Raw genomic sequence first — 22,949 nt, forward strand, 5'->3', positions numbered from 1 at the left:
ACACAGCCTACGATCGTCACACGAAACCACTGCCGGGGTGACTGCGGGCAGCGTACTGTGATTTTCCGGGGCGGGGGACCTCCCCGAGCCCCACGCCGCCGCCCAGCCACCCACCGCCCGCGTACGACCGCCGAGGGGTCCCGTGAGTCTCCATCCCAGCCTGCAAACCTACGCCGACGCCTGGACCCACTCCGTGGAAGCGATATCCGAGTTGGTCACACCGCTCGCCGAAGGAGAGTGGAACTGGGCCACTCCCTGCCCCGGCTGGTCCGTGCGCGACATCGTCTCCCACGTCATCGGCCTCGACTGCGAGATGCTGGGCGACCCGCGGCCGATCCACTCGCTGCCCCGCGATCTGTACCACGTGAAGACCGAAGGCCAGCGGTACATGGAGATGCAGGTCGACGTGCGGCGCCACCACACCGCGCCGGAGATGACCTCCGAGCTGGAGTACACGATCATCCGCCGCACCCGGCAGCTGCGCAACGAATCGCGGGACCCGGGCACCAAGATCCGCGGCCCCCTCGGCACCGAGCAGACCCTCGAACTGGCCATGCGCATGCGGGCGTTCGACGTGTGGGTGCACGAGCAGGACCTGCGGACGGCGCTGAAGAAGCCGGGCAACCTCGACTCCCCCGGCGCGTATGTGGCCCGCGACCTCCTCCTGCACGGCCTGCCGAAGGTCGTCGCCAAGAAGGCCGGCGCGCCCGCGAGCTCCGCCGTCGTCTTCGACGTGAGCGGCCCCGTGGAGTTCCTGCGCACGGTGCGCGTGGACGCCGACGGCAAGGGCACCGTGGACAACGCCCCCTCGCTCGGTCCGCTCGCCACCATCGCCCTCGACTGGGAGACGTACTTCCGGCTCGCCTGCGGCCGCGTGACGTACGCCGCCGTCGCCGACCGGGTCAAGTCCGAGGGCGACCACGACCTGGCCGAGGCGATCCTGCGCAACTTCGCCGTGACGCCGTAGCGTCACGCGGGCACGTGGACCGCCTCCACCCGTGAGGCGACGAGCCGCTCCCGCTCCCGGCGCGCCGCCCGCCCGCGCAGCCGCAGGATCTGGCCGAGGCCGACCGCCTCCAGGACGAAGACCGCGGAGAAGGCGATCCGGTAGTCGTCCCCGGTCGCGTCGAGCAGCAGGCCGATCGCGAGCAGCGTCGTCATGGAGGCGACGAAGCCGCCCATGTTGGTGATGCCCGAAGCCGTGCCCTGCCGCTCGGGCGGGTTGGCGGGCCGTGCGAAGTCGAAGCCGATCATGGAGGCCGGCCCGCAGGCGCCGAGCACCACGCACAGGACGATCAGCAGCCACATCGGGGCGTGGTCCCCGGGGTGGGCGAGCGTGGCCGCCCACGCCGTCGCCGTGGCCCCGATCGTGCCGAGCGCCAGCGGGAGCCGCGCCGCGTGGTGCCGGGCGACGATCTGGCCGTAGACCAGGCCGATGACCATGTTGGACAGCACGACGAGGGTGAGCAGCTCGCCCGCGGCCGCCCGGGACAGGCCCTGCGCCTCGACGAGGAACGGCAGGCCCCACAGCAACAGGAACACCATCGCGGGGAACTGCGTGGTGAAGTGCACCCACATCCCGAGCCGGGTGCCGGGCTCGCGCCAGGACAGGGCGATCTGCTCGCGCACGAAGGCCGCGCCCGTGCGCCCGACCGGTTCCGGCTCGTGCCCCTCGGGGTGGTCTTTGAGGAACAGCGTCATCAGGACGAGGACGACGACACCGCAGAGCGCGCTGCCCGCGAAGGCCGCGGTCCAGCCGACGGAGTGCAGCAGCCGGGCCAGGACGAGGGTGGAGACGAGGTTGCCCGCCATGCCGACGAGGCCCGCGAGCTGGGCGACGAGCGGGCCGCGCCGGGCCGGGAACCAGCGGGTGCCGAGCCGCAGGACACTGATGAAGGTCAGCGCGTCACCGCAGCCGAGCAGGGCGCGGGACGCGAGCGCCATCGCGTACGAGGGGGAGAACGCGAAGCCGAGCTGTCCGACCGTGAACAGCACGACCCCGATGGTCAGCACCTTCTTGGTGCCGAGCCGGTCGACCATCAGGCCGACGGGTATCTGCATGCCCGCGTACACGAGCAGCTGGAGTATGGAGAAGGTGGAGAGCGCGGAGGCGTTGACGTGGAACCGGTCGGCGGCGTCGAGCCCGGCGACGCCGAGCGAGGTCCGGAAGATGACGGCGACGAAGTAGACGGCGACGCCGATCGACCAGACCAGCACGGCCTTCCTGCCGCCGGGCGGATCTCCGGGCAGGCGGACGGAGCCGGAGGCGGAGCTCACCGCACATCACCCCGCGCCAGGTTCTGGAACCACCCCACGTGGCGCGTGACGACGGCCACCGCCGCCTCGGCGTCACCGGCGACCAGCGCGGCGAGGATCTCCTCGTGCTCCGCGAGCGTCTTGGCGATCCGGTCCGGGTGCGAGTGCATCACGGCGACGCCCATCCGCAGCTGCCGGTCGCGCAGCTGGTCGTAGAGGCGGGAGAGGATGTCGTTCCCGCCGCTGCGCACGATCTCCGCGTGGAAGCACCGGTCGGTGACGGCCGCGGCCGCGAAGTCCCCGGCGGCGGCCTGGACGCGCTGCTGGTCGAGGAGTTCGCCGAGCCGGGCGAGAAGCCCCGCCGACGCCGGCACCGCCTTGCGCACCGCGTGGGTCTCGACGAGGAGCCGTGTCTCGACGACGTCCGCGATCTCCTGCGCGGAGACGGGCAGCACGAGGGCCCCCTTCTTCGGGTAGAGCCGCAGCAACCCCTCCACCTCCAGCTTCAGCAGCGCCTCGCGCACCGGCGTACGGGATACGCCCACGGCCTCGGCGAGCTCGCCCTCGGTGAGGATCGTGCCGCCCTCGTAGCGGCGCTCCAGGACGGCTTGCTTGACGTGTGCGTAGACGCGCTCGGCGGCGGGGGGCCGCTTCAGGGTGGTGGCAGGGGCGGTGACGGCGGAGGCTGGCATGCGCACAGCATAGATACAACAGGTATACGCGGGAATCCCGGTCCACATGGCGGAATACCGCATCCTCCGAGCGCTTTCCGGGCCGCCGAGCACATCCATCGCCCCCTCTCATGCGTCTAACGGGAGAGCGGCCCCCTCATGTGGCCGCAATCCAGGGGCATTTGGAGCAGAGATCTTGAAAACCGGCATCAAGGGCGTACGTCGCGTATCAGCCGTTACCATCACCGCGAGCGCGATACTGGCCGGCGGCGTCCTCACCACTCCGGCCCACGCGGCCGCACCGCCGAAGCCGTCCATCGTCGCCAAGGGCGGCTATGTGATGAACAACGGCACGGGTAAGACCCTCTTCACCAAGTCCGCCGACACCCGCCGGTCCACCGGCTCCACGACGAAGATCATGACGGCGCGCGTGGTGCTCGGCCAGCGGAACCTCAACCTGGATTCCAAGGTCACGATCCAGAAGGCGTACAGCGACTACATCGTCGACAACAACTACGCCTCCTCGGCCCGCCTGATCGTCGGCGACAAGGTCACCGTGCGCCAGCTGCTGTACGGCTTGATGCTGCCCTCCGGCTGCGACGCCGCGTACGCGCTCGCGGACAAGTTCGGCAAGGGCTCGACCCGCAAGGCCCGCGTGAAGAACTTCATCGGCCAGATGAACTCCACGGCGAGGACGCTCGGCCTGACCAACACCCACTTCGACTCGTTCGACGGCATCGGGCACGGCGCGAACTACTCGACGCCGCGCGACCTGACGAAGCTCGCGAGCAACGCGATGAAGTACTCCACGTTCCGCACGGTCGTGAAGACGAAGTCGACGAAGCAGAAGGTCACCACCAAGTCCGGTGGCTACCGCTACATGCCGTGGGAGAACACCAACAACCTCCTCGGCTCCTACCGCGGCGCCATCGGCGTGAAGACGGGCTCGGGCCCCGAGGCGAAGTACTGCCTCGTCTTCGCCGCGACCCGTAACGGCAAGACGGTCGTCGGCACGGTCCTGACCTCGTCCTCGGTGGCCAACCGCACCTCGGACGCCAAGAAGCTGATGGACTACGGCTTCAAGGTCGCCTGACACCCGGCGCGTGTACGACAAGGGGGCCCACCGCGGTGATCGCGGCGGGCCCCCTTGCACATGCCGTACTGCCCGACCGGTGCTACGTCCAGGTCAGCAGCCGCTTCGGCCGCTCCAGGACGGCCGCCACGTCGGCGAGCACCTTGGAGCCCAGCTCCCCGTCGACCAGGCGGTGGTCGAAGGAGAGCGCGAGCGTGGTCACCTGGCGCGGCTTGACCTTGCCCTTGTGGACCCACGGCTGGAGCTTGATCGAACCGACCGCGAGGATCGCGGACTCGCCGGGGTTGATGATCGGCGTGCCCGTGTCGACGCCGAAGACGCCGACGTTCGTGATCGTGACCGTGCCGCCCTGCATGGCCGCGGGCGAGGTCTTGCCCGCCCGCGCCGTGGAGACCAACTCGCCGAGCGACTCGGCCAGTTCGGGCAGCGTCTTGGCGTGCGCGTCCTTGATGTTCGGCACGACCAGGCCGCGCGGGGTGGCCGCGGCGATGCCGAGGTTCACGTAGTGCTTCTGGACGATCTCCTGGTTGGCCTCGTCCCACGTGGCGTTGACCTCGGGGTGCCGCCTGATCGCCACCAGCAGGGCCTTGGCGATGAGCAGCAGCGGATTGACCCGCAGCCCCTCGAAGCCGTACGTGCCGGGGTCCCGCTTGATCTCCTCGACCAGCTTCATCGTCCGCGTCACGTCGACCGTCACGAACTCCGTGACGTGCGGCGCCGTGAACGCCGAGCGGACCATCGCCTGCGCGGTGGCCTTGCGGACCCCCTTGATGGGGATGCGGGTCTCGCGGGCGTCCGCACCGGTCACGGGGGCGGGCGCGGGAGCGGTCTGCGGCGCGGGGGCCTCGGCCGGCTCCGGATGGTCCTGTGCCCGCGGGGCCGGGGCCGCCGCCGCGTGCACGTCCTCGCGCGTGATGATCCCGTCGGGCCCGGACGGCGTGACCGTCGCGAGGTCCACGCCGAGGTCCTTGGCGAGCTTGCGCACCGGCGGCTTGGCGAGCGGCCGGGGGCCGTGGCCGTTCACGTCGCGCGGCGCGACCGGCTCCGGCTCCGCCACGGGGACGTCCCGCGCGTCCTGCGCACCCGCCTCTACGCCCGCCTTGCGGGCGCGGCGCTTCGTCGAGGCCTCGGCGACGCCGTACCCCACGAGCACGGGCTGGCGTCCCGCCGGGGCGGCCTCCTCCGCGGGGGCCTTCGGGGCGGGAGCCTCCTTGGCGGGGGCGGGCACGGCGGCCTGCGGGGCGGCCTCCTCGGCGGGGGCGGCCGGGGCGGCGCCGCCCGAGACGTCCACCGAGATGATCACCTGGCCGACGTCAACCGTGGTGCCCTCGGGGAAGCGCAGCTCCCGTACGACACCGTTGAAGGGAATGGGCAGCTCGACCGCGGCCTTGGCCGTCTCGACCTCGCACACGACCTGGCCGTCGGTGACCGTGTCACCGGGCGCCACGTACCACTTGAGGATCTCCGCCTCGGTGAGCCCCTCGCCCACGTCGGGCATCTTGAACTCGCTCAGAGCAGCGTCTGTCATCGTCGTCACGACCCTCTCCCTCAGTACGCCAGCGAGCGGTCGACGGCGTCGAGCACCCGGTCGAGACCCGGCAGGTACTCCTCTTCGAGGCGCGCCGGCGGGTAGGGGGCGTGATAGCCGCCGACCCGCAGCACCGGCGCCTCCAGGTGGTAGAAGCACCGCTCGGTGATGCGCGCCGCGATCTCCGCGCCCGTGCCCAGGAAGACCGGGGCCTCATGCACGACGACGAGCCGCCGCGTCCTTACGACCGAGGCCTGCACGGCGTCGAAGTCGATCGGCGACATGGAGCGCAGGTCCAGGACCTCCAGGGACTTGCCCTCCTCCTCGGCGGCCGCGGCCGCCTCCAGGCAGACCTTCACCATCGGGCCGTACGCGGCGAGGGTGAGGTCGCTGCCCTCGCGGGCGACGACGGCCTTGTGCAGGGGGCCGGGGAAGGCGTCCGTGTCCACCTCGCCCTTGTCCCAGTACCGCCGCTTGGGCTCGAAGAAGATCACCGGGTCGTCGCTCTGGATGGCCTGCTGCATCATCCAGTACGCATCCGCGGAGTTCGACGGGGAGACCACCTTCAGGCCCGCCACGTGCGCGAAGAGCGTCTCGGGCGACTCGCTGTGGTGCTCGACGGCGCCGATGCCGCCGCCGTACGGAATGCGGATGACGACCGGCATCTTGATCTTGCCGAGCGCGCGGGCGTGCATCTTCGCGAGCTGCGTGACGATCTGGTCGTACGCGGGGAAGACGAAGCCGTCGAACTGGATCTCCACCACGGGGCGGTACCCGCGCAGTGCGAGGCCGATGGCCGTGCCGACGATGCCGGACTCGGCGAGCGGGGTGTCGATGACCCGCTCCTCGCCGAAGTCCTTCTGCAGCCCGTCCGTGACGCGGAAGACGCCGCCGAGCTTGCCGACGTCCTCGCCCATGATGAGGACCTTGGGGTCGTTCTCCAGCGCCGTGCGCAGCGATTCGTTGATCGCCTTGGCGATGGGCAGTTTCCGGACAGTCATGGTTACTTGACCTCCCCGCCCGCGGGGGCGTCGGCGAACGACGCCTGGTAGGCGGCGAACTGGGCGCGCTCCTCGTCCACGAGCGCGTGCCCGTCCGCGTAGACGTTCTCGAAGATCGCCATCAGATCCGGATCCGGCATCGCCCGCACCACCTCTCGCACCCGCTTGCCCAACGCTTCGCTCTCGTCGTCGAGTTCCGCGAAGAATCCCTCATCCGCGTGACCTTCCGACTCCAGGTAGGCCCGCAGCCGCAGAATCGGGTCCTTGGCCTCCCAGGCCACCCGCTCGTCGTCGTTGCGGTACTTGCTCGGGTCGTCGGACGTGGTGTGCGCGCCCATGCGGTACGTGAACGCCTCGATCAGCGCCGGGCCCTCGCCCGCGCGGGCCCGCTCCAGGGCCCACTTGGTGACGGCGAGCACGGCGAGCACGTCGTTGCCGTCGACCCGCACACCGGGGAAGCCGTAGCCCTGCGCGCGCTGGTAGAGCGGCACCCGGGTCTGGCGCTCGGTCGGCTCGGAGATCGCCCACTGGTTGTTCTGGCAGAAGAACACCACGGGGGCGTTGTAGACCGCGGAGAAGGTGAACGATTCGGCCACGTCGCCCTGGCTGGAGGCGCCGTCGCCGAAGTACGCGATCACGGCGGAGTCGGCGCCGTCCTTGGCCACGCCCATCGCGTAGCCGGTGGCGTGCAGCGTCTGCGAGCCGATGACGATCGTGTACAGGTGGAAGTTGTTGCTGTTCGGGTCCCAGCCGCCGTTGTTCACGCCGCGGAACATGCCGAGCAGGTTGGTGGGGTCGACCCCGCGGCACCAGGCGACGCCGTGCTCGCGGTACGTGGGGAACACGTAGTCGTCGTCGCGGGTGGCCCGGCCGGAGCCGATCTGGGCGGCCTCCTGCCCGAGCAGCGAGGCCCACAGGCCCAGCTCGCCCTGGCGCTGGAGAGAGGTGGCCTCGGCGTCGAAGCGGCGGGTGAGGACCATGTCGCGGTACAGGCCGCGCAGCTCCTGCGCGGTGATGTCGGCGACGTACGACTCGTACCGGGCGTTCTCGACCCGCTTGCCCTCCGGGGTCAGCAGCTGTACGAGTTCGGGCTCCGTGCTCTTCTGCGGCGCGGCCTTCTTCGCGCTTGCGCGCTTGCCGCCGCCGGTACTGCTGCGGCGCGGTTTGCGCGCGGCGGTGCTCTCCACGGTCACGTGTGCTCCTCCGTCGGTCCGGCCCCCGGGATTACCGGGATGACCAGTACGGCTCGCCTGGTCCGTGCCCGCGCACGGGGTGGGTGCGTCTCGGCCGGGAACAGGCGTGACAGGTGCCCCGGCGAACGCCCTGCACAAAGCACGTTACCCAGTGCGTCCCATTTCTGTGAAACCCCATCTGACCTGCGAATTTGCTTGGATTTCCAAGTAAACGACGGATCACGGGCCGCCCGGATTTCCGAGCGGATCGAGAAAAGGGGGAACACTTCCTGGTCACAGCACTGATCACAGCCTGGCAGGGGGCCGGAACACCGGCACGTTATCCCGGCCACCCCGGGCTCGGGAAGGGTTCCGCCCGGGCATGGAGAGAGATCGTGTGTGAGACTGACTCCGTGCGCGAAGACGGAAAAATTACGGTATTTCTACTCGACGACCACGAAGTGGTCCGGCGTGGAGTCCATGAGCTGCTCTCCGTGGAGTCCGACATCGAGGTCGTCGGCGAGGCCGGAACGGCGGCGGACGCCCTGGTCAGGATCCCCGCGACGCGGCCGGACGTGGCCGTGCTCGACGTGCGCCTGCCGGACGGCAGCGGGGTGGAGGTATGCCGCGAGATCCGTTCGCAGAACGAGGACATCAAATGCCTGATGCTCACCTCGTTCGCCGACGACGAAGCCCTTTTCGACGCCATCATGGCCGGCGCCTCCGGTTATGTCCTCAAGGCGATCCGCGGCAATGAACTGCTCACCGCCGTGCGCGATGTCGCGGCCGGCAAGTCCCTGCTGGACCCCGTGGCCACGGCCCGGGTCCTGGAGCGGCTGCGCGACGGCAACAACGCCAAGGGCGACGACCGCCTGGCGGGCCTCACCGAGCAGGAGCGCAAGATCCTCGACCTGATCGGCGAGGGCCTCACGAACCGTGTGATCGGTGAGCGGCTGCACCTCGCCGAGAAGACGATCAAGAACTACGTCTCCAGCCTGCTCTCCAAGCTCGGCATGGAGCGCCGCTCGCAGGCCGCGGCGTACGTGGCGCGCATGCAGGCGGAGAAGCAGCACTGACGGGACGCGGCAGCGGGGACGCGACCGGACGCCGCGCGTGGGGCCCGGGACTTACGTCCCGTTTGATGGGGGCGGGGGCCTCTTTTCCGACATCCCGTCCATGGACGAGGGTGGGGGTCATGTCCAGCGACCCCAGCGCCTCCACGGACTCCGTCGACCCCGATGAACAGCTCGCCCTCGAACTGCTGCGCCGTACCGACTACGGGCGGGTGGCGACCAGCATGCGCGCGCTGCCCTTTCTCGCGGTGGCCCGCCACGTGGTCGTCGGCGGCAAGATCCTCCTGCGCCTGCACAAGGGCTTCGGCTACCACCAGGCCTGCGTCGGCAGCGTCGTCGCGTACGGCGCCGACAACGCCGACGTGGCGTCGCCCCGTGACGTCCGGTGGACCGTGCAGTGCATCGGCCTGTGCGAGGCGGTCGAGCCGACCGACACCGAGCTGGGACTCTTCGGACCGGCGCCGCGCTTCGCGGACGGCGAGCCCTTCGACCCGGTGTATCTGCGCGTAGAGCCGCAGGTGACCAAGGTCCACACGCTCCGCGCCGGCCAGGACCACCGGCTTCAGCGCGTCCGCTGACCCGCGTACGCCAGAGCCCCTGTTCCGCCGTGGCGGAACAGGGGCTCTGGGTTTCGGCTCTGGGGCCGGGCCGCGGGTCAGGACCCGTCGCCCTCCCCCGGATCCTCCGGGTCCCCGCCGTCGCCCGGATCCGTCGGGTCGTTCGTGGGCTGCGTCGGGTCCGTGGTCGGCTCCGTCGGGTCCGTGGTCGGCTCCGTCGGATCGGTGGTCGGCTGCGTCGGGTCCGTCGTCGGCTGCGTCGGGCGCCCCGTGGGCTGCGTCGGCCCGGTCGGCTGGTTCGTCTGCGGGGGGTAGCCGGTCTCTCCCCCGGTCTCCTCGCCCGGATCCGTCGCCTGGCCCGTCTCGTCCTTGTCGGGGCTCTTGCTGGGCTCCTTCTCCTGCGACTGCTTCGTCGAAGGAGTCACGGGCGGCTTCTTCTCCTTGGTGCCGTCGTTCGCGTTCAGCGCGAAGGCGACGCCCACGGCGATCGCGATGACCGCGAGCACGGCGAAGATCCACATCTTGCCGCGGCCGCCCTTGCCGCCCTGGTGCCCGCCCTCGAAGCCGCCGTCGTCACCCGGCGGGCGCAGCATCGGGCCCGGGATCTGCGCGGTGCCGGAGTCGGGGTGCGCCATCGCGCCGGCCCCCGCGACACCCATCGCCGGGGTGCTGCCGCCCTCGTGCATCTCCACGGGGCCGGTGTTCCAGGTCCCGGTGTGACTGCCCTGCTCGTGCAGCATCTGGAGCCCGTACTGGACGAGGCCGCGCATCTCCTCGGCGGTCTGGAACCGGTCGTCCGGGTCCTTGGCCAGGGAGCGCATGACGAGCCCGTCCAGCTCCGGCGGCGCCTGGTCCGAGACCTGCGAAGGCGGTACGGCCTGGTCCTGGACGTGCTGGTAGACCACGGAGAGCGGCGTCTCGCCGGTGAACGGCGGCCGCAGGGCGAGCAGTTCGTAGAGCAGACAGCCGGTCGCGTACAGGTCGGAGCGGTGGTCGACGGCCTTGCCGAGCGCCTGCTCGGGCGAGAGGTACTGCGGCGTGCCCATGACCATGCCGGTCTGGGTCATCGTCGACTGCGCGCCGTGCAGGGCGCGCGCGATGCCGAAGTCCATCACCTTCACCGCGCCGGTGTTGGTGATGATCACGTTCGCGGGCTTGATGTCACGGTGCACGATGCCGTGCTGGTGCGAGTAGGCGAGCGCCTCGAGCACCCCGGAGACGATGATGAGCGCCTGCTCAGGCCCCGGCGCCTCCGCGTTGAGCAGCAGATCGCGGATCGTGCGGCCCTCGACGATCTCCATGACGATGTACGGGACGACGCTCGGCCCGACGACGTCTTCACCGGAGTCGTACACCGCGACCACCGCGTGGTGGTTGAGACCCGCGACCGACTGGGCCTCACGCGTGAAGCGGGCCTTGGACACCGGGTCCTCGGCGAGGTCGGAGCGGAGCAGCTTGACCGCGACGGTACGGCCGAGACGTACGTCCTCGGCGGCGAACACCTCCGCCATGCCGCCTCGGCCGAGTCTGTGGGTCAGCCGGTACCGGCCGTCTCCGACGAGCCCGCCGTTGCCCCACAACTCGGGCGCGTCAGACATTCCGCCGCCAGACGCCTCGGGGTCGGACGGGCCCTGAGCGCGCTGCGTCTGTGCCATCAGTCCTCGCCGTCGTTTCTGGTCGTGGTACTTGGTGCTGAGTACGTCGCTGTACGGGTACTCCGACGGGCCACGCTACAGCCTTCACACCACCTGCCGGTTCGAGGTGGACCGGACATAAAAGTGTTCCCGGGCCCTCACGCGCAAACTTGTAACGCTTCCGAGACGCTTCTTGCGCGTACGGTCACGGAACGGGCACCGAGCTTGACGCGTCCTCGTCCTGGGGCAGACTTGGCCAGGAATAGCGGGTAATCGATCACCAGCCGCGGAGCCGTCCGGTTGCCGCGCGCCGATGGGGGACGCACGAGATGAGCAGCCAGGACGGCGCACAGGGGCGGTACGCGGGGCGTTCGCTGGCCGGCGGCCGCTACCAACTGCGCGATCTGCTCGGCGAAGGCGGCATGGCCTCGGTCCACCTCGCGTACGACGCCGTTCTCGATCGCCAAGTCGCGATCAAGACGCTCCACACCGAACTGGGGCGTGAGCAGTCCTTCCGCGAGCGCTTCCGCCGCGAGGCCCAGTCGGTGGCGAAGCTCACGCACACGAACATCGTGTCGGTCTTCGACACCGGCGAGGACGATCTTGACGGCACGACGATGCCGTACATCGTCATGGAGTACGTCGAGGGCAAGCCGCTCGGCTCCGTGCTCGACGCGTCCGTCGCGCAGTTCGGCGCGATGCCGACCGACCAGGCGCTGAAGATCACCGCCGATGTGCTGGCGGCCCTGGAGATCAGCCACGAGATGGGCCTGGTCCACCGCGACATCAAGCCCGGCAACGTCATGATGACCAAGCGCAACGTCGTCAAGGTCATGGACTTCGGCATCGCCCGCGCCATGCAGTCCGGCGTCACGTCGATGACGCAGACCGGCATGGTCGTCGGCACCCCGCAGTACCTCTCGCCGGAGCAGGCGCTCGGCCGCGGCGTCGACGCGCGCTCCGACCTCTACTCCGTCGGCATCATGCTCTTCCAACTGGTCACCGGGCGGCTGCCGTTCGAGGCGGACTCGCCGCTGGCCATAGCGTATGCGCACGTCCAGGAGGAGCCGGTCGCTCCGTCCTCGATCAACCGTTCCCTGCCGCCGGCGGTCGACGCGATCGTCGCCCGCGCACTGAAGAAGAACCCGAACGAGCGCTTCCCCACGGCCGAGGCCATGCGCGACGAGTGCCTGCGGGTCGCCCAGTCCTTGCAGGCCGCTCCTTCTCAGGCCCCCAGCATCGTGCCGGGCGCGCAGACGGCGAGCGGCGCGGGCGTCGGCTCGGCGGTCTTCCCGCCGGTCGACTCTTCGCTCCCGCCGCAGTCCGGCGCCGTCCAGACGCCCTACCAGCCGGGCCCGTACGCCCCGTCGACCCCGGCCCCGACGCCGGGGTACGGCTATCCGCCGCAGCAGGGCTACCAGACCCCGGCGCCCACCAACGCGTACGCGCCGCAGCAGGGGGCGCACACCCCGCCCCCGTACAACCTCTCCCCCCAGCCGGCCACGACGACGTCCTCCTCGGGCTCGGGCGGCGGCAAGCGGCGGAACATGCCGGTGATCGTCGGCTCGATCGTCGTAGCGCTCATCGCCATCGGCGGCCTGATCACGGCGCTCACCCTCAGCGGGGGTGACGAGGGCGGCAAGGAAGCCGGGGGCGACAAGTCGAAGCAGCCGGTGGCGGGTTACAAGGGGCCCAACCGGAACATGACGATCGAGAAAGAGGAGTGCACGGAGCCGGATACCGGCTACAACGACGAGAACAAGATCAAGGTCCCTGACTTCACCTTCAGGGACTGGAAGTCGGTTCTGACCTGCCTCCAGGCCGCCGGGTGGGAGTACGACAAGCGTGACATCGACGAGAACGCCTACGGCAAGGACACCGTGATGCGGCAGATGCCGAAGGAAGGCACGGAGGTCGACCCGAAGAACGTGGACATCGAGTTCGACATCTCGACGGGCAACCCGGCCTAGTCCTTCGGTTCCTGCGGCATCTCCACGGCGAGGGCCCGGTACGCGTCGTTCCGCGCACCGGGCCCTCGCCGCATACCGGTCCTACAGGTAAGGGCCCCCCGTACGGCCCGCGAGGCCGCCCTCGTCGTCGTCCTCGCCGCCGCCCACGCCGGGCGGCAGCGCCCGCCGCATCTGCTCCAGCTGGGCCCGCGCCGCCATCTGCTGCGCGAACAGCGTCGTCTGGATCCCGTGGAAGAGGCCTTCCAGCCAGCCGACCAACTGGGCCTGCGCGATGCGCAGTTCCGCGTCGCTGGGGGTCGCCTCCTCCGTGAAGGGCAAGGAGAGCCGCTCCAGTTCCTCGACGAGCTCGGGGGCGAGGCCGTCCTCCAGCTCCTTGACCGAGCTGGCGTGGATCTCCTTGAGGCGCACCCGGCTCGCCTCGTCGAGAGGAGCCGCCCGCACCTCCTCGAGCAGCTGCTTGATCATGCTGCCGATGCGCATGACCTTGGCCGGTTGTTCGACCATCTCCGTCACCGGAACCTCGCGGGATTCGTCGTCTCCGCCACCACCGAGAGCCATTCCGTCCTGGCCCACGACCAGGACTTGGGGGCTCTCCGGTGACCGTTCGCTCCTCGGCATCTCCATGCCGCCATTCTGTCGCACCCGTGCACCACACATCGGTGGTGCCCCCGTACCGAGGTGATCCACCCTCGTGCGCGCGGCGTCCGCGCCTCAACCTCGCCTCAGCCGCAGGCCGAGGAAGCCGAGGCCGAGGCCGATCAGAACCAGGCCGGCGCCGAGCGGCAGGACGCGCAGGCCGGAGAGCGCGGGGTTCGCGGGCGCCGGCTGCCCGGCGTCGGCCACGGTGTCGCGCTGCGTCATGTGCGCCTGTTCCGGTTGCCGCGACGGCACTGAGGGCGGCGGTGTGGACGGCGGTGGCGGATCGGGAAGCGGCACGTCGGCGCGTCCCGGCCGCGCCCGGCCCTCGCCCGCGCGGCTCCCGGCCCGGGGCGTCTCGTCGACGGTGGTGAGGGGTCCTCGGGGCGCGGGTTCGGCCGCGTACGACACCAGGCCGGGCGCGACCGCCGCGATGACCGTGAACAGCGTCGCCACGAGGACCCCACGAAGAGCCACCCACGAAACAGCCACCGCGCCGGTCGCCTCCCGCTGTCGGGACACCCAAGGTCAAGAGGAACATCACGCCACTGGCCAGACTCACATGGCGGAACAGTTCCGGCACCTTGGTCGCACCCGAAGGGGCGGCGCGCGCGGGGCGGGCGACGCGCTAGCGCGTGAGCAGCACCTTGCCGATGTGGCTGCTCTCCTCCAGGACCCGGTGCGCGGCCGCAGCGTCACTCATCGGCACCGTGCGGTCGACGATTGGCCGTACATGGCCTCCGGCGATCAGCGGCCAGACATGCTCCCGCACCGCCGCGACGATCGACGCCTTCTCGGCGGCGGGACGGCCGCGCAGCGAGGTGGCGGTGACGGCGGCACGCTTGTTGAGGAGCGTGGCGATGTTCAGCTCGCCCTTGACGCCGCCCTGCATGCCGATGATCGAGAGGCGGCCGTTGACGGCGAGCGCCCGTACGTTGCGCTCCAGGTACTTCGCGCCCATGTTGTCGAGGATGACGTCCGCGCCGGCCCCGTCCGTGGCCCGCTCGATCTCCTCCACGAAGTCCTGCTCGCGGTAGTTGATGAGGATGTCGGCGCCGAGCTCCTGGCAGAACGCCAGCTTCTCCTTGCTGCCCGCCGTGACGGCGACCTTCGCGCCGACGGCCTTGGCGAGCTGGATCGCCATGGTGCCGATGCCGCTCGAACCGCCGTGCGCGAGCAGCGTCTCGCCGGGCCGCAGGTGGGAAATCATGAAGACGTTGGACCAGACGGTCGAGGTCACCTCGGGCAGCGCCGCCGCCGTCACGAGGTCGACGCCCTCGGGTACGGGGAACAGCTGACCGGCCGGGACGGCGACCTGCTCGGCGTAACCGCCGCCGGAGAGCAGGGCGCACACCTCGTCACCGACCGCCCATCCCGAGACGCCGGGGCCGAGCGCGGTGATCCGGCCCGCGCACTCAAGACCGGGGTACGGGGACGCGCCGGGCGGCGGGTTGTAGGCGCCCTGCCGCTGCAGCAGATCGGCACGGTTCACGGCGCCGGCCACCACCTCGACCAGCACCTCGCCCTCGCCGGGCACGGGATCGGGCACCTCGGCCCATACGAGCGCTTCGGGGCCACCGGGTTCGGGAATCGTGATCGCATACATGCGGCCGAGGCTACTCCCGCCCCTTCAAGGCCACGGGGATCTGCACGCCCCTTCAGGGGCGCAGGAAACTGCTCGCCCCTTCAAGGCCGCGGGGATCTGCACGCCCCTTCAGGGGCGCGGGGAACTGCGCGACCAGCCACGACGCACCCGCACTCACCCACGCACCGGCACCGGCACCCGCACAGCCCCCCGCGGAACCTCAATCCGTCGGCAACGGCCTCGCATCCGGCGCGACCACCGTCTCCGGCGTCGCCCGCACAATCGTGATCAGCCGGTCCGTCAACTGCAGCTTGCCCACGGCCGGATCGTCGTACCCCAGCACCCGATGCCCACGTACGACACTCACGACCAGGTCCTCCGTCTCCCGAACGCCCCGCCCCACCTCGGCCTTTATGACCGGCCGCTCCACGAGGTCGAGCCCCGTGCCCTGCTGGATCAGGTCCTCCATGACCATGCCCGCACTCGGGCTCAGCACGGACAGCCCGAGCAGCCGCCCGGCCGCACTGGCACTGGTGATCACCGCGTCGGCCCCGGACTGCCGCAGCAGCGGCGCGTTCTCCTCCTCGCGCACCGCGGCCACGATCTTCGCCCCGCGGTTCAACTGCCGCGCGGTGAGGGCGACCAGTACCGCCGTGTCGTCGCGCTGCGTCGCGATGATGATCTGGCGGGCCCGCTGCACCTCCGCGCGGAGCAGCACATCGCTGCGCGTGGCGTCGCCGACGACACCCGCGTACCCCTCCGCCGTGGCCGCGTCGATGACCTTCGCGCTGGGGTCGACCACCACGATCTGCTCCGGCTTCAGGCCGGTCGCGCAGACGGTCTGGATCGCCGAGCGGCCCTTCGTCCCGAAGCCGACGACGACAGTGTGTTCACGCAAGTTGGACCTCCAGCGGGACAGACGCCATTCCTCGCGCGTCCGTTCCGTGAGCACTTCGAGGGTCGTGCCGACCAGGATGATCAGGAAGAGCACGCGCAGCGGCGTGATCAGGAGGATGTTGGTGAGCCGGGCGCTGTCGCTGTACGGCACGATGTCGCCGTAGCCGGTGGTGGAGAGCGTCACCGTGGCGTAGTACGCCGCGTCGAGGAAGTCGACTCCCTCGTCGGAGTTGTCGTGGTAGCCGCCACGGTCGACCCAGACTATGAACGTCGTCAGGGCGAGCACCAGCAGAGCCATCGCAAGGCGCCGGGTGACCTGGCGCAACGGCCGTTCCACCACGCGCTGCGGCAGCTTGATCCGGTGGGTCGTGTGGTGCTCGGCGGGGTCGCGGGCGATCGCGTCGTTGCCGGGAAGTTTCACGTGAAACACTCCCCGCTCACGCCCTGGGCCCATGGCAGGTCGATGATCTCCAGCTCCTGGCCCTTGCGCGCACCGCCGGGCGGCACGACCGCGAGCCCGTCGGCCGCCGCGATGCCGCGCAGCATCGCCGGGCCGTTGAACCGCAGCGGCACGGCGAGCTCCGCCCGCAGGGTGACGGGCACGAGGCGGGTGTCGTACGGGTGGCCCTGCACGTCATCGCGTACCGGCGCGGTGTACGCCGGCTCCGTCGCGCCGCCGCCGACTCCCGCCGTACGCCCGATGAGCGTACGCAGCAGGGGCTCGGCCAGCGTGAGCAGTCCGGAGACCGCGGCGAGCGGGTTGCCCGGCAGCCCGACGAGGTACCGGCCGGGGCTGAGGCGGGCCAGCAGCATCGGGTGTCCGGGGCGCACGGCGACGCCGTCCACCAGCAGTTCCGCGCCGAGGCGGTGCAACGTGGGGTGGACGTGGTCGACCGGGCCCGACGCCGTGCCGCCCGTCGTGACGATCAGGTCGGCGGTGGAGGTCGTCAGCGCCTCGTGGAGCGCCTTCGCGTCGTCGCCCAGCCGCCGGACCGAGGTGACCTCGGCACCGAGCGCGCGCAGCCAGGGCGGCAGCATGGGGCCGAGCGCGTCCCGGATGAGACCTTCGCGGGGCAGGCCCTCGGTCAGCAACTCATCGCCCAGCACGAGGACTTCGGCCCGGGGCCGGCGTACGGCGCTGACCGTGTCGTACCCGGCGGCCGCGGCGAGCCCCAGCACGGCGGGCGTGACCAGGGACCCGGCCGGCAGGAGCTGGTCGCCCGAACGGCACTCCTGGCCGCGCGGCCGGATGTCCTGGCCCGGCACCACCTCGCGCAGCGCGAGCAGCCTGCCCTTGTCGTCGATGTGGCCGTGCTCGCTGCGCAGCACCGCCGTGGCGTCCCGCGGGATGCGGGCGCCCGTCGCGATACCGACCGCCTCGCCGTCTCCGAGCGGCTCCGGGAGGCCGTGTCCGGCGAGGACCCCTTCGGCCCGTACGGCCCAGGGGCCCGGGCCCGCGACGGCCCAGCCGTCCATGGCTGAGGTGTCGAACGGCGGCAGGTCCGTGAGGGCGGTGAGCGGGGCGGCCAGGGTCAGACCGAGGGCCTGGTCCAGCGGGACCGCGACGGTCTCGCCGCCGGTCCGGGGCACGGCCCGCGCGGCGCGGGCACGGGCGGCGGGCCAGGAGGTGACGTCGTGGTGCCCGCCGTCGCCGGTGGGGTGGGCGGCCCGCGCGGATCGACCGGGCCGTGCCGCTTGCGGGTGCCGGCCGGGCCGTCCGGGCTGCGGGGAGGGTGTGGGGGTCGACGCGGCCGGGGGCGCCGAGCGGGGGACGGCGCCGTGGCTGTCCCGGCAGTCGTTCACCAGAGCCAGGGCCTCGTCGAGCTCGGCGTCCGGCGCGGGATGCCCGCTCATCCGGCGTCCGGGTCGGTGCTGGGGGTGGCGTGGGGCATCGCGTGGGGCAGCGCCTCGGGAGCGGCGCCGGAAGCGGGCTGAGGGTGTGCGCCGGTGGCGGCCTCGGCTTGTGCCGTGCCCGGCATCGCGTCCTGTCGGTCCTCGTCCGCCCAGCGTGCCGCGAGCGCCGCGGCCTTGCGCGCCGCCTCGGCCACCGCTTCGGGTCCGCCCGCCGTCCCGCCCCGCGCGGCGGCCTGCGCCGCCGCGTAGCCGACGAGGAAGGTGGTCAGCGGTGCCGCGGGCCTGGCCACACCGTGCGCGGCGTCGCGAGCGAGGTCCAGGAGGGTGCCGGTATCGACGTCGAGTTCGATGCCCAGCTCGTCCTTGACTGCGGAAATCCATTCATCCAACACGTGCCCATGCTCCCTGATGCGCGCCCGTGCGGCGGCGATGTCGTCCCAGGTGTCGCAGTCGAAGGCCGCTACGGGGTCGTCGACCCTGGTCAGGGCGAGCCGCCCGGTGAGCAGCCGCAGGGGGCGCCCGGCGAGTCCCGAGCCGGCTTCGGTGACCTCGCGGGACTCGGAGGCCTCTCGGGACCCGGCGGCCTCCGGAAGGTCACGGACCGCGCGGATCTCGCGCCGCAGCGACGCGCTCCGGTAGGCGGCGACGAGCGGCTGGTCACGGCCGCCGGGGTCGGTGAGGACCGCCCCGTCGGCGCCGCTGTCCCGCAGGGCGGCGAGCAGGCGGCGTACCGTCCGCTCATCCAGGAACGGCAGGTCGGCGGAGAGCACCACCACCAACTCCGCGGTCGTGTGCCCCAGCCCCGCGTCGAGCGCGGCCAGCGGCCCGCCGCCCGGCGGCTCCTCGCGCGCCCACACGACGGGCCGCGCGGTCGGCCTCGGCGCGGCCACGACGACGGTGGTCCCGGCGCCGGAACAGGCGGCGAGGACCCGGTCGATCAGCGCCCGGCCGCCCACGCGCACGCCGGGTTTGTCGGCGCCGCCGAGCCGCGCGGCGCCGCCACCGGCGAGCACCACGGCGTCGTAGGGGGCACCCTCATTCGCGGTCACCCCCCGAGTATGGGCATACGGAGGATCATTGCCACCCCCGCGAAGGGCCCTTCGGGCAAGCGACTTACGTCACCGTCACACCGTCACACCGACCGCAGCAGCACCGCCGGCTGTTCGACGCAGTCCGCCACGTACCGCAGGAAGCCGCCCGCTGTGCCGCCGTCGCACACCCGGTGGTCGAAGGTGAGCGACAGCTGCACCACGTGCCGTACCGCCAACTCGCCCTGGTGCACCCAGGGTTTGGGCACGATGCGGCCCACGCCGAGCATGGCCGCCTCGGGGTGGTTGATGATCGGCGTGGAGCCGTCGACTCCGAACACGCCGTAGTTGTTCAGCGTGAACGTCCCCCCGGTCAGCTCGCCGGGAGTCAGCTTCCCGGACCGCCCCGCCTCCGTGAGGCGGATCAGCTCGGCGTTGATCGACGCGGTCGTCCTCGACTGCGCGTGCCGTACGACGGGCACGACCAGCCCTCGGTCGGTCTGCGCGGCGAACCCGAGGTGGATGTCCGCGAACCGGCGCACCTCGCGCGCCTCCATGTCCACCGTGGAGTTGAGCATCGGGAACCGGCCGAGCGCGGCCACCGCGATGCGGGCGAACAGCGCGAGCAGCGACACCTTCTGGCCGTCCCCTGCCGCCGTCGCGGCGTTCGCCTGGGCGCTCACCGCGCCGTTCATCGCGGCGCGGGCCGCGAGCAGTTCGGTCGCGTCGGCGTCGACCCAGCAGGTTGCCTCCGGGATTTCGCGCCTGCTGCGGGCCATCTTGTCGGCGACGAGGCCACGGATGCCGGTCAGCGGGTGCCGGGACTCGATGCCCGCGCGCGTGGGCTCCTGCCCCGCCTCGACCTGGCGGCGCGCCTCGGCCCTTCCCGCGCGGATCAGCTCGTCGTCCTCACGGGCCGCTGTCTTCAACGCCGCGACCTCGCGGGCCATGGTGTCCTCCCACGCCTCGCCGGAGGCAAGGCCGACCACGGACGCCACCGCGCGGCCCGCCCCGGCGGCCGCTCCGGTGGCCTGGCCGGTGACTGCCCTGGTGGCCGCGGTGGCGGCCGCTCCGATGGCCGCCTCGACGTCGGCCCGCGTGATCAGCCCGTCGGGGCCCGAACCCACGAGCTCACGCAGCTCCACACCGTGCTCCCGCGCCAGCTTGCGCACGAGAGGCGAGATCACCGGGACAGGGCCGTCCCCGTACGCGGGGAGCCTCTGCGGGCCGCGGTCCGCGGGGGCCGCGGCGGGCACAGGCGAGGCGGCCCGCGTGGGCCGCACCCTCCTGCGGCGGGCGGGCGCCGCCCCGGTGCCGTAACCGACCAGGACGTTCCCGGAAGACTCCTCCTCCGCCGCCGTCCGCAGAGCGCGCTCGGCGGGCTCCTCAGGGGCGCGCGTGTCGGCCGGGGTGCCCACGGCGACCGTCAACAGCGGCGACCCGACGGGCAGTTCCGTGCCCTCCTCGCCGAAACGGGCAGTGACCACGCCTCCGTAGGGGCAGGGCACCTCGACCATCGCCTTGGCCGTCTCGACCTCGACGACCGGCTGGTCCACGGCGACGACGTCCCCGACCTGGACGAGCCAGCGGACGATCTCTGCCTCGGTCAGCCCTTCGCCGAGGTCGGGCAGTTTGAATTCCAAACTGTTCACGTCAAAAGCGGGCGCCATCAGTTCTCCGCCTCCCACTGCAGCCGCGCGACCGCGTCCAGGATCCGGTCCACGCCCGGCAGGTGGTACTTCTCCAGCATCGGTGGCGGATACGGGATGTCGAACCCCGCGACCCGCAGCACAGGCGCCTCCAGGTGATGGAAGCACCGCTCGGTGACCCGCGCGGCGATCTCCCCACCGGGTCCGCCGAAGCCGCCCGACTCGTGCACGACGACCGCGCGCCCCGTGCGCCGTACGGACGCGGCGACCGTCTCGTCGTCGAAGGGCACCAGCGAGCGCAGGTCGACCACTTCGACGTCCCAGCCCTCGGCGCGCGCGGCCTCGGCCGCCTCCAGGCAGACGGGCACGGACGGGCCGTACGTGATGAGCGTGGCGCTGCGCCCGGGGCGCCGCACCACCGCGCGCCCGATCTGTTCGACCGCCTGCGGGGCGGCCGGATTCCAGTCGGCCTTGGACCAGTACAGCCGCTTCGGCTCCAGGAAGACGACCGGGTCGTCGGAGGCGATGGAGGCCCGCAGCAGGCCGTAGGCGTCGGCGACCGTGGCGGGCGTGACGACATGGAGCCCCGGAGTCGCCATGTAGTACGCCTCCGAGGAGTCGCTGTGGTGCTCGACGCCGCCGATCCCGCCGCCGTAGGGCACGCGCACGGTGATGGGCATCGGCATCGCGCCCTTGGTGCGGTTGCGCATCCGCGCCACATGCGAGATCAGCTGCTCGAAGGCGGGGTAGGCGAAGGCGTCGAACTGCATCTCGACGACCGGCCGCAGGCCGTACATGGCCATGCCGACCGCCGTGCCGAGGATGCCGGCCTCGGCCAGCGGCGTGTCCGTACAGCGGTCCTCGCCGAACTCCTCGGCGAGCCCGTCGGTGACCCGGAAGACACCGCCGAGCGCGCCGACGTCCTCCCCGAGGACGTGCACCGAGGGGTCCTCGGCCATGGAGTCGCGCAGCGCCCTTCCGAGCGCCTGCGCCATGGTGGCCGGTTTGGTGGCCGGCTTCGCCGCGACCGTGGTCATCGCGTCTCACCCTCCGATGCGTGCGCCTCTTCCGAGGCCGCTGCCAGCTCCGCGCGCAACTGCGCCGCCTGCTCCCGCAGGTGCGAGGTCTGCTCGGCGTACACGTGCGCGAAGAGGTCCATGGGGTCGAGCAAGGGATCCTGGTTCATGCGCTCGCGCAGGTCGGCTGCCATGGTCTCGGCGTCCTCCGCCACCTGCCGCCTGATGTCGTCGTCCAGCAGTCCGCGCTCCGTCAGCTCTCGCTCCAGGAGCAGGATCGGGTCGTGGTCACGCCAGGCGTCGACCTCGACGTCGCGGCGGTAGCGCGTGGCGTCGTCGGCGTTCGTGTGGGCTTCCATGCGGTAGGTGACCGCCTCCACGAGCGTCGGGCCGCCGCCCTCCCGCGCGCGGGCGACCGCTTCGCTCAGGACCTCGTGCATCGCCGCCGCGTCGTTGCCGTCCACCAGGCGGCCCGGCATGCCGTAGCCGACGGCCTTGTGGGCGAGGGACGGGGCCGCGGTCTGCTTGGCGAGCGGCACGGAGATCGCGAAGCCGTTGTTCTGCACGAGGAAGACCACCGGGGCCTGCCACACGGCGGCGAAGTTCAGCGCCTCGTGGAAGTCGCCCTCGCTGGTGCCGCCGTCTCCGACCATGGCGAGCGCCACCACGTCGTCGCCCTTGAGCCGGGCGGCGTGCGCGAGGCCCACGGCGTGCGGCAGCTGCGTGGCCAGCGGAGTGCACAGGGGCGCGACGCGGTGCTCGCGCGGGTCGTACCCGGTGTGCCAGTCGCCGCGCAGCAGCGTCAGGGCGCTCACGGGGTCGAGGCCGCGGGCCACCACGGCAAGGGTGTCGCGGTAGCTCGGGAAGAGCCAGTCCCGCTCCTTCAGGGCCAGCGCGGCGGCGACCTCACAGGCCTCCTGTCCGGTGCTGGAGGGGTAGACCGCGAGCCTGCCCTGCTTGGTCAGCGCGGTCGCCTGGGTGTTGTAGCGGCGGCCTCGCACCAGCTCGGCGTAGAGGCGGCGCAGGAGCCCCGGATCGGCCTTCGCGGCGGCCTCGGCGCCAAGGACGCGGTACGGCTCCGCGTCCGGCAGCAGCGGCGCCGGATCGGTCCTGGGCTGCCAAGCGGGGGGCGGGGTGGGCCGGTAGGCGCCCCGCTGCTCCATGACCGTCATCACGGCACCTCCTGGTGGAAGCGGACTCCTCGTGGGAGCGGCAAAAGAGGCGCAGCGATGTGAGGCGCCTCACCTACCGATTGTTCGGTCGTCGGCACATTTTGGCTACAGGCACCTCCAGGCTGTGGACAAACGGTTCTCCACAGCCTGGGATGGA

General features: G+C 71.6%; 20 protein-coding genes. 5 read left to right on the forward strand and 15 right to left on the reverse strand.

Translation table 11 applies throughout. From position 1 onward, the window contains the following. Positions 1-142: 142 nt before the first annotated feature. Positions 143-967 (forward strand): maleylpyruvate isomerase family mycothiol-dependent enzyme, encoded by an 825-nt coding sequence (locus ACF062_RS22945; RefSeq protein WP_223775757.1) that lies wholly within the window; start codon positions 143-145, stop codon positions 965-967. A 2-nt stretch (positions 968-969) separates the two neighbouring features. Here ACF062_RS22945 and ACF062_RS22950 read toward each other — a convergent pair whose 3' ends face one another. Then, a complete protein-coding gene (locus tag ACF062_RS22950; RefSeq protein ID WP_392140764.1) occupies positions 970-2,277 on the reverse strand; it encodes a nitrate/nitrite transporter in 1,308 nt (435 codons plus the stop codon). Beyond that, positions 2,274-2,948 carry a GntR family transcriptional regulator gene (locus tag ACF062_RS22955; RefSeq protein ID WP_392140766.1) on the reverse strand — a complete coding sequence of 225 codons (675 nt, stop codon included), beginning with the start codon at positions 2,946-2,948 and terminating at the stop codon, positions 2,274-2,276. The genes ACF062_RS22950 and ACF062_RS22955 overlap by 4 nt, the downstream gene beginning before the upstream one ends. A gap of 175 nt (positions 2,949-3,123) precedes the next feature. On the opposite strand from ACF062_RS22955, the gene ACF062_RS22960 reads away from it, so the two are divergent. Beyond that, positions 3,124-4,020 (forward strand): D-alanyl-D-alanine carboxypeptidase family protein, encoded by an 897-nt coding sequence (locus ACF062_RS22960; protein ID WP_392140768.1) that lies wholly within the window; start codon positions 3,124-3,126, stop codon positions 4,018-4,020. A gap of 82 nt (positions 4,021-4,102) precedes the next feature. Here the strand turns inward: ACF062_RS22960 and ACF062_RS22965 are convergent, their stop codons facing one another. From ACF062_RS22965 to pdhA (ACF062_RS22975), 3 genes are read right to left on the reverse strand one after another with little or no spacing between them, the layout of a single operon-like run. Continuing rightward, the gene (locus ACF062_RS22965) at positions 4,103-5,557 is read right to left on the reverse strand and encodes a dihydrolipoamide acetyltransferase family protein (protein ID WP_392140769.1); all 1,455 of its coding nucleotides are present in this window, start codon (positions 5,555-5,557) and stop codon (positions 4,103-4,105) included. Positions 5,558-5,568: 11 nt separating this feature from the next. Next, the gene (locus ACF062_RS22970; protein WP_392140771.1) at positions 5,569-6,549 is read right to left on the reverse strand and encodes an alpha-ketoacid dehydrogenase subunit beta; all 981 of its coding nucleotides are present in this window, start codon (positions 6,547-6,549) and stop codon (positions 5,569-5,571) included. Positions 6,550-6,551: 2 nt separating this feature from the next. Further along, a complete protein-coding gene (gene pdhA / locus ACF062_RS22975; protein ID WP_392140773.1) occupies positions 6,552-7,742 on the reverse strand; it encodes a pyruvate dehydrogenase (acetyl-transferring) E1 component subunit alpha in 1,191 nt (396 codons plus the stop codon). 392 nt (positions 7,743-8,134) lie between these two features. Between pdhA (ACF062_RS22975) and ACF062_RS22980 the strand changes: the two genes are divergently transcribed. After that, positions 8,135-8,797 carry a response regulator transcription factor gene (locus tag ACF062_RS22980; RefSeq protein WP_320590440.1) on the forward strand — a complete coding sequence of 221 codons (663 nt, stop codon included), beginning with the start codon at positions 8,135-8,137 and terminating at the stop codon, positions 8,795-8,797. 119 nt (positions 8,798-8,916) lie between these two features. Beyond that, positions 8,917-9,372 (forward strand): pyridoxamine 5'-phosphate oxidase family protein, encoded by a 456-nt coding sequence (locus ACF062_RS22985; protein WP_392140775.1) that lies wholly within the window; start codon positions 8,917-8,919, stop codon positions 9,370-9,372. Between the two features lie 77 nt (positions 9,373-9,449). Here ACF062_RS22985 and ACF062_RS22990 read toward each other — a convergent pair whose 3' ends face one another. Beyond that, positions 9,450-11,006 (reverse strand): protein kinase, encoded by a 1,557-nt coding sequence (locus ACF062_RS22990; protein WP_392140777.1) that lies wholly within the window; start codon positions 11,004-11,006, stop codon positions 9,450-9,452. A 308-nt stretch (positions 11,007-11,314) separates the two neighbouring features. Between ACF062_RS22990 and ACF062_RS22995 the strand changes: the two genes are divergently transcribed. Further along, the gene (locus ACF062_RS22995; protein WP_392140779.1) at positions 11,315-12,955 is read left to right on the forward strand and encodes a protein kinase; all 1,641 of its coding nucleotides are present in this window, start codon (positions 11,315-11,317) and stop codon (positions 12,953-12,955) included. An 81-nt stretch (positions 12,956-13,036) separates the two neighbouring features. Here ACF062_RS22995 and ACF062_RS23000 read toward each other — a convergent pair whose 3' ends face one another. The 9 genes from ACF062_RS23000 to pdhA (ACF062_RS23040) form a co-directional block, all read right to left on the reverse strand. Then, entirely contained in the window at positions 13,037-13,579 is a 543-nt protein-coding gene (locus tag ACF062_RS23000; protein WP_223775747.1) for a bacterial proteasome activator family protein, read from the reverse strand. 87 nt (positions 13,580-13,666) lie between these two features. Then, a complete protein-coding gene (locus ACF062_RS23005) occupies positions 13,667-14,047 on the reverse strand; it encodes a hypothetical protein (RefSeq protein ID WP_392140781.1) in 381 nt (126 codons plus the stop codon). A gap of 172 nt (positions 14,048-14,219) precedes the next feature. Further along, a complete protein-coding gene (locus ACF062_RS23010; RefSeq protein ID WP_223775745.1) occupies positions 14,220-15,197 on the reverse strand; it encodes an NAD(P)H-quinone oxidoreductase in 978 nt (325 codons plus the stop codon). Positions 15,198-15,396: 199 nt separating this feature from the next. Next, the gene (locus ACF062_RS23015; RefSeq protein WP_392140783.1) at positions 15,397-16,503 is read right to left on the reverse strand and encodes a potassium channel family protein; all 1,107 of its coding nucleotides are present in this window, start codon (positions 16,501-16,503) and stop codon (positions 15,397-15,399) included. Further along, positions 16,491-17,927, reverse strand: a complete 1,437-nt coding sequence (locus ACF062_RS23020) for a molybdopterin molybdotransferase MoeA (protein WP_392140785.1) — start codon at positions 17,925-17,927, stop codon at positions 16,491-16,493. Before ACF062_RS23020 ends, ACF062_RS23015 begins: the two co-directional genes overlap by 13 nt. After that, positions 17,924-18,976, reverse strand: a complete 1,053-nt coding sequence (locus tag ACF062_RS23025; RefSeq protein ID WP_392140786.1) for an NTP transferase domain-containing protein — start codon at positions 18,974-18,976, stop codon at positions 17,924-17,926. The genes ACF062_RS23020 and ACF062_RS23025 overlap by 4 nt, the downstream gene beginning before the upstream one ends. Positions 18,977-19,059: 83 nt before the next feature. Then, positions 19,060-20,625 (reverse strand): dihydrolipoamide acetyltransferase family protein, encoded by a 1,566-nt coding sequence (locus tag ACF062_RS23030; RefSeq protein ID WP_392140788.1) that lies wholly within the window; start codon positions 20,623-20,625, stop codon positions 19,060-19,062. Continuing rightward, positions 20,625-21,641, reverse strand: a complete 1,017-nt coding sequence (locus tag ACF062_RS23035; protein ID WP_392140790.1) for an alpha-ketoacid dehydrogenase subunit beta — start codon at positions 21,639-21,641, stop codon at positions 20,625-20,627. Before ACF062_RS23035 ends, ACF062_RS23030 begins: the two co-directional genes overlap by 1 nt. Further along, on the reverse strand, positions 21,638-22,792 hold the full coding sequence (gene pdhA / locus ACF062_RS23040) for a pyruvate dehydrogenase (acetyl-transferring) E1 component subunit alpha (protein WP_392140792.1): 1,155 nt from the start codon (positions 22,790-22,792) through the stop codon (positions 21,638-21,640). The genes ACF062_RS23035 and pdhA (ACF062_RS23040) overlap by 4 nt, the downstream gene beginning before the upstream one ends. Positions 22,793-22,949 lie beyond the last annotated feature (157 nt).

Source organism: Streptomyces sp. NPDC015345, assembly GCF_043078805.1.
In the GTDB taxonomy this organism is placed as follows: Bacteria; Actinomycetota; Actinomycetes; order Streptomycetales; family Streptomycetaceae; genus Streptomyces.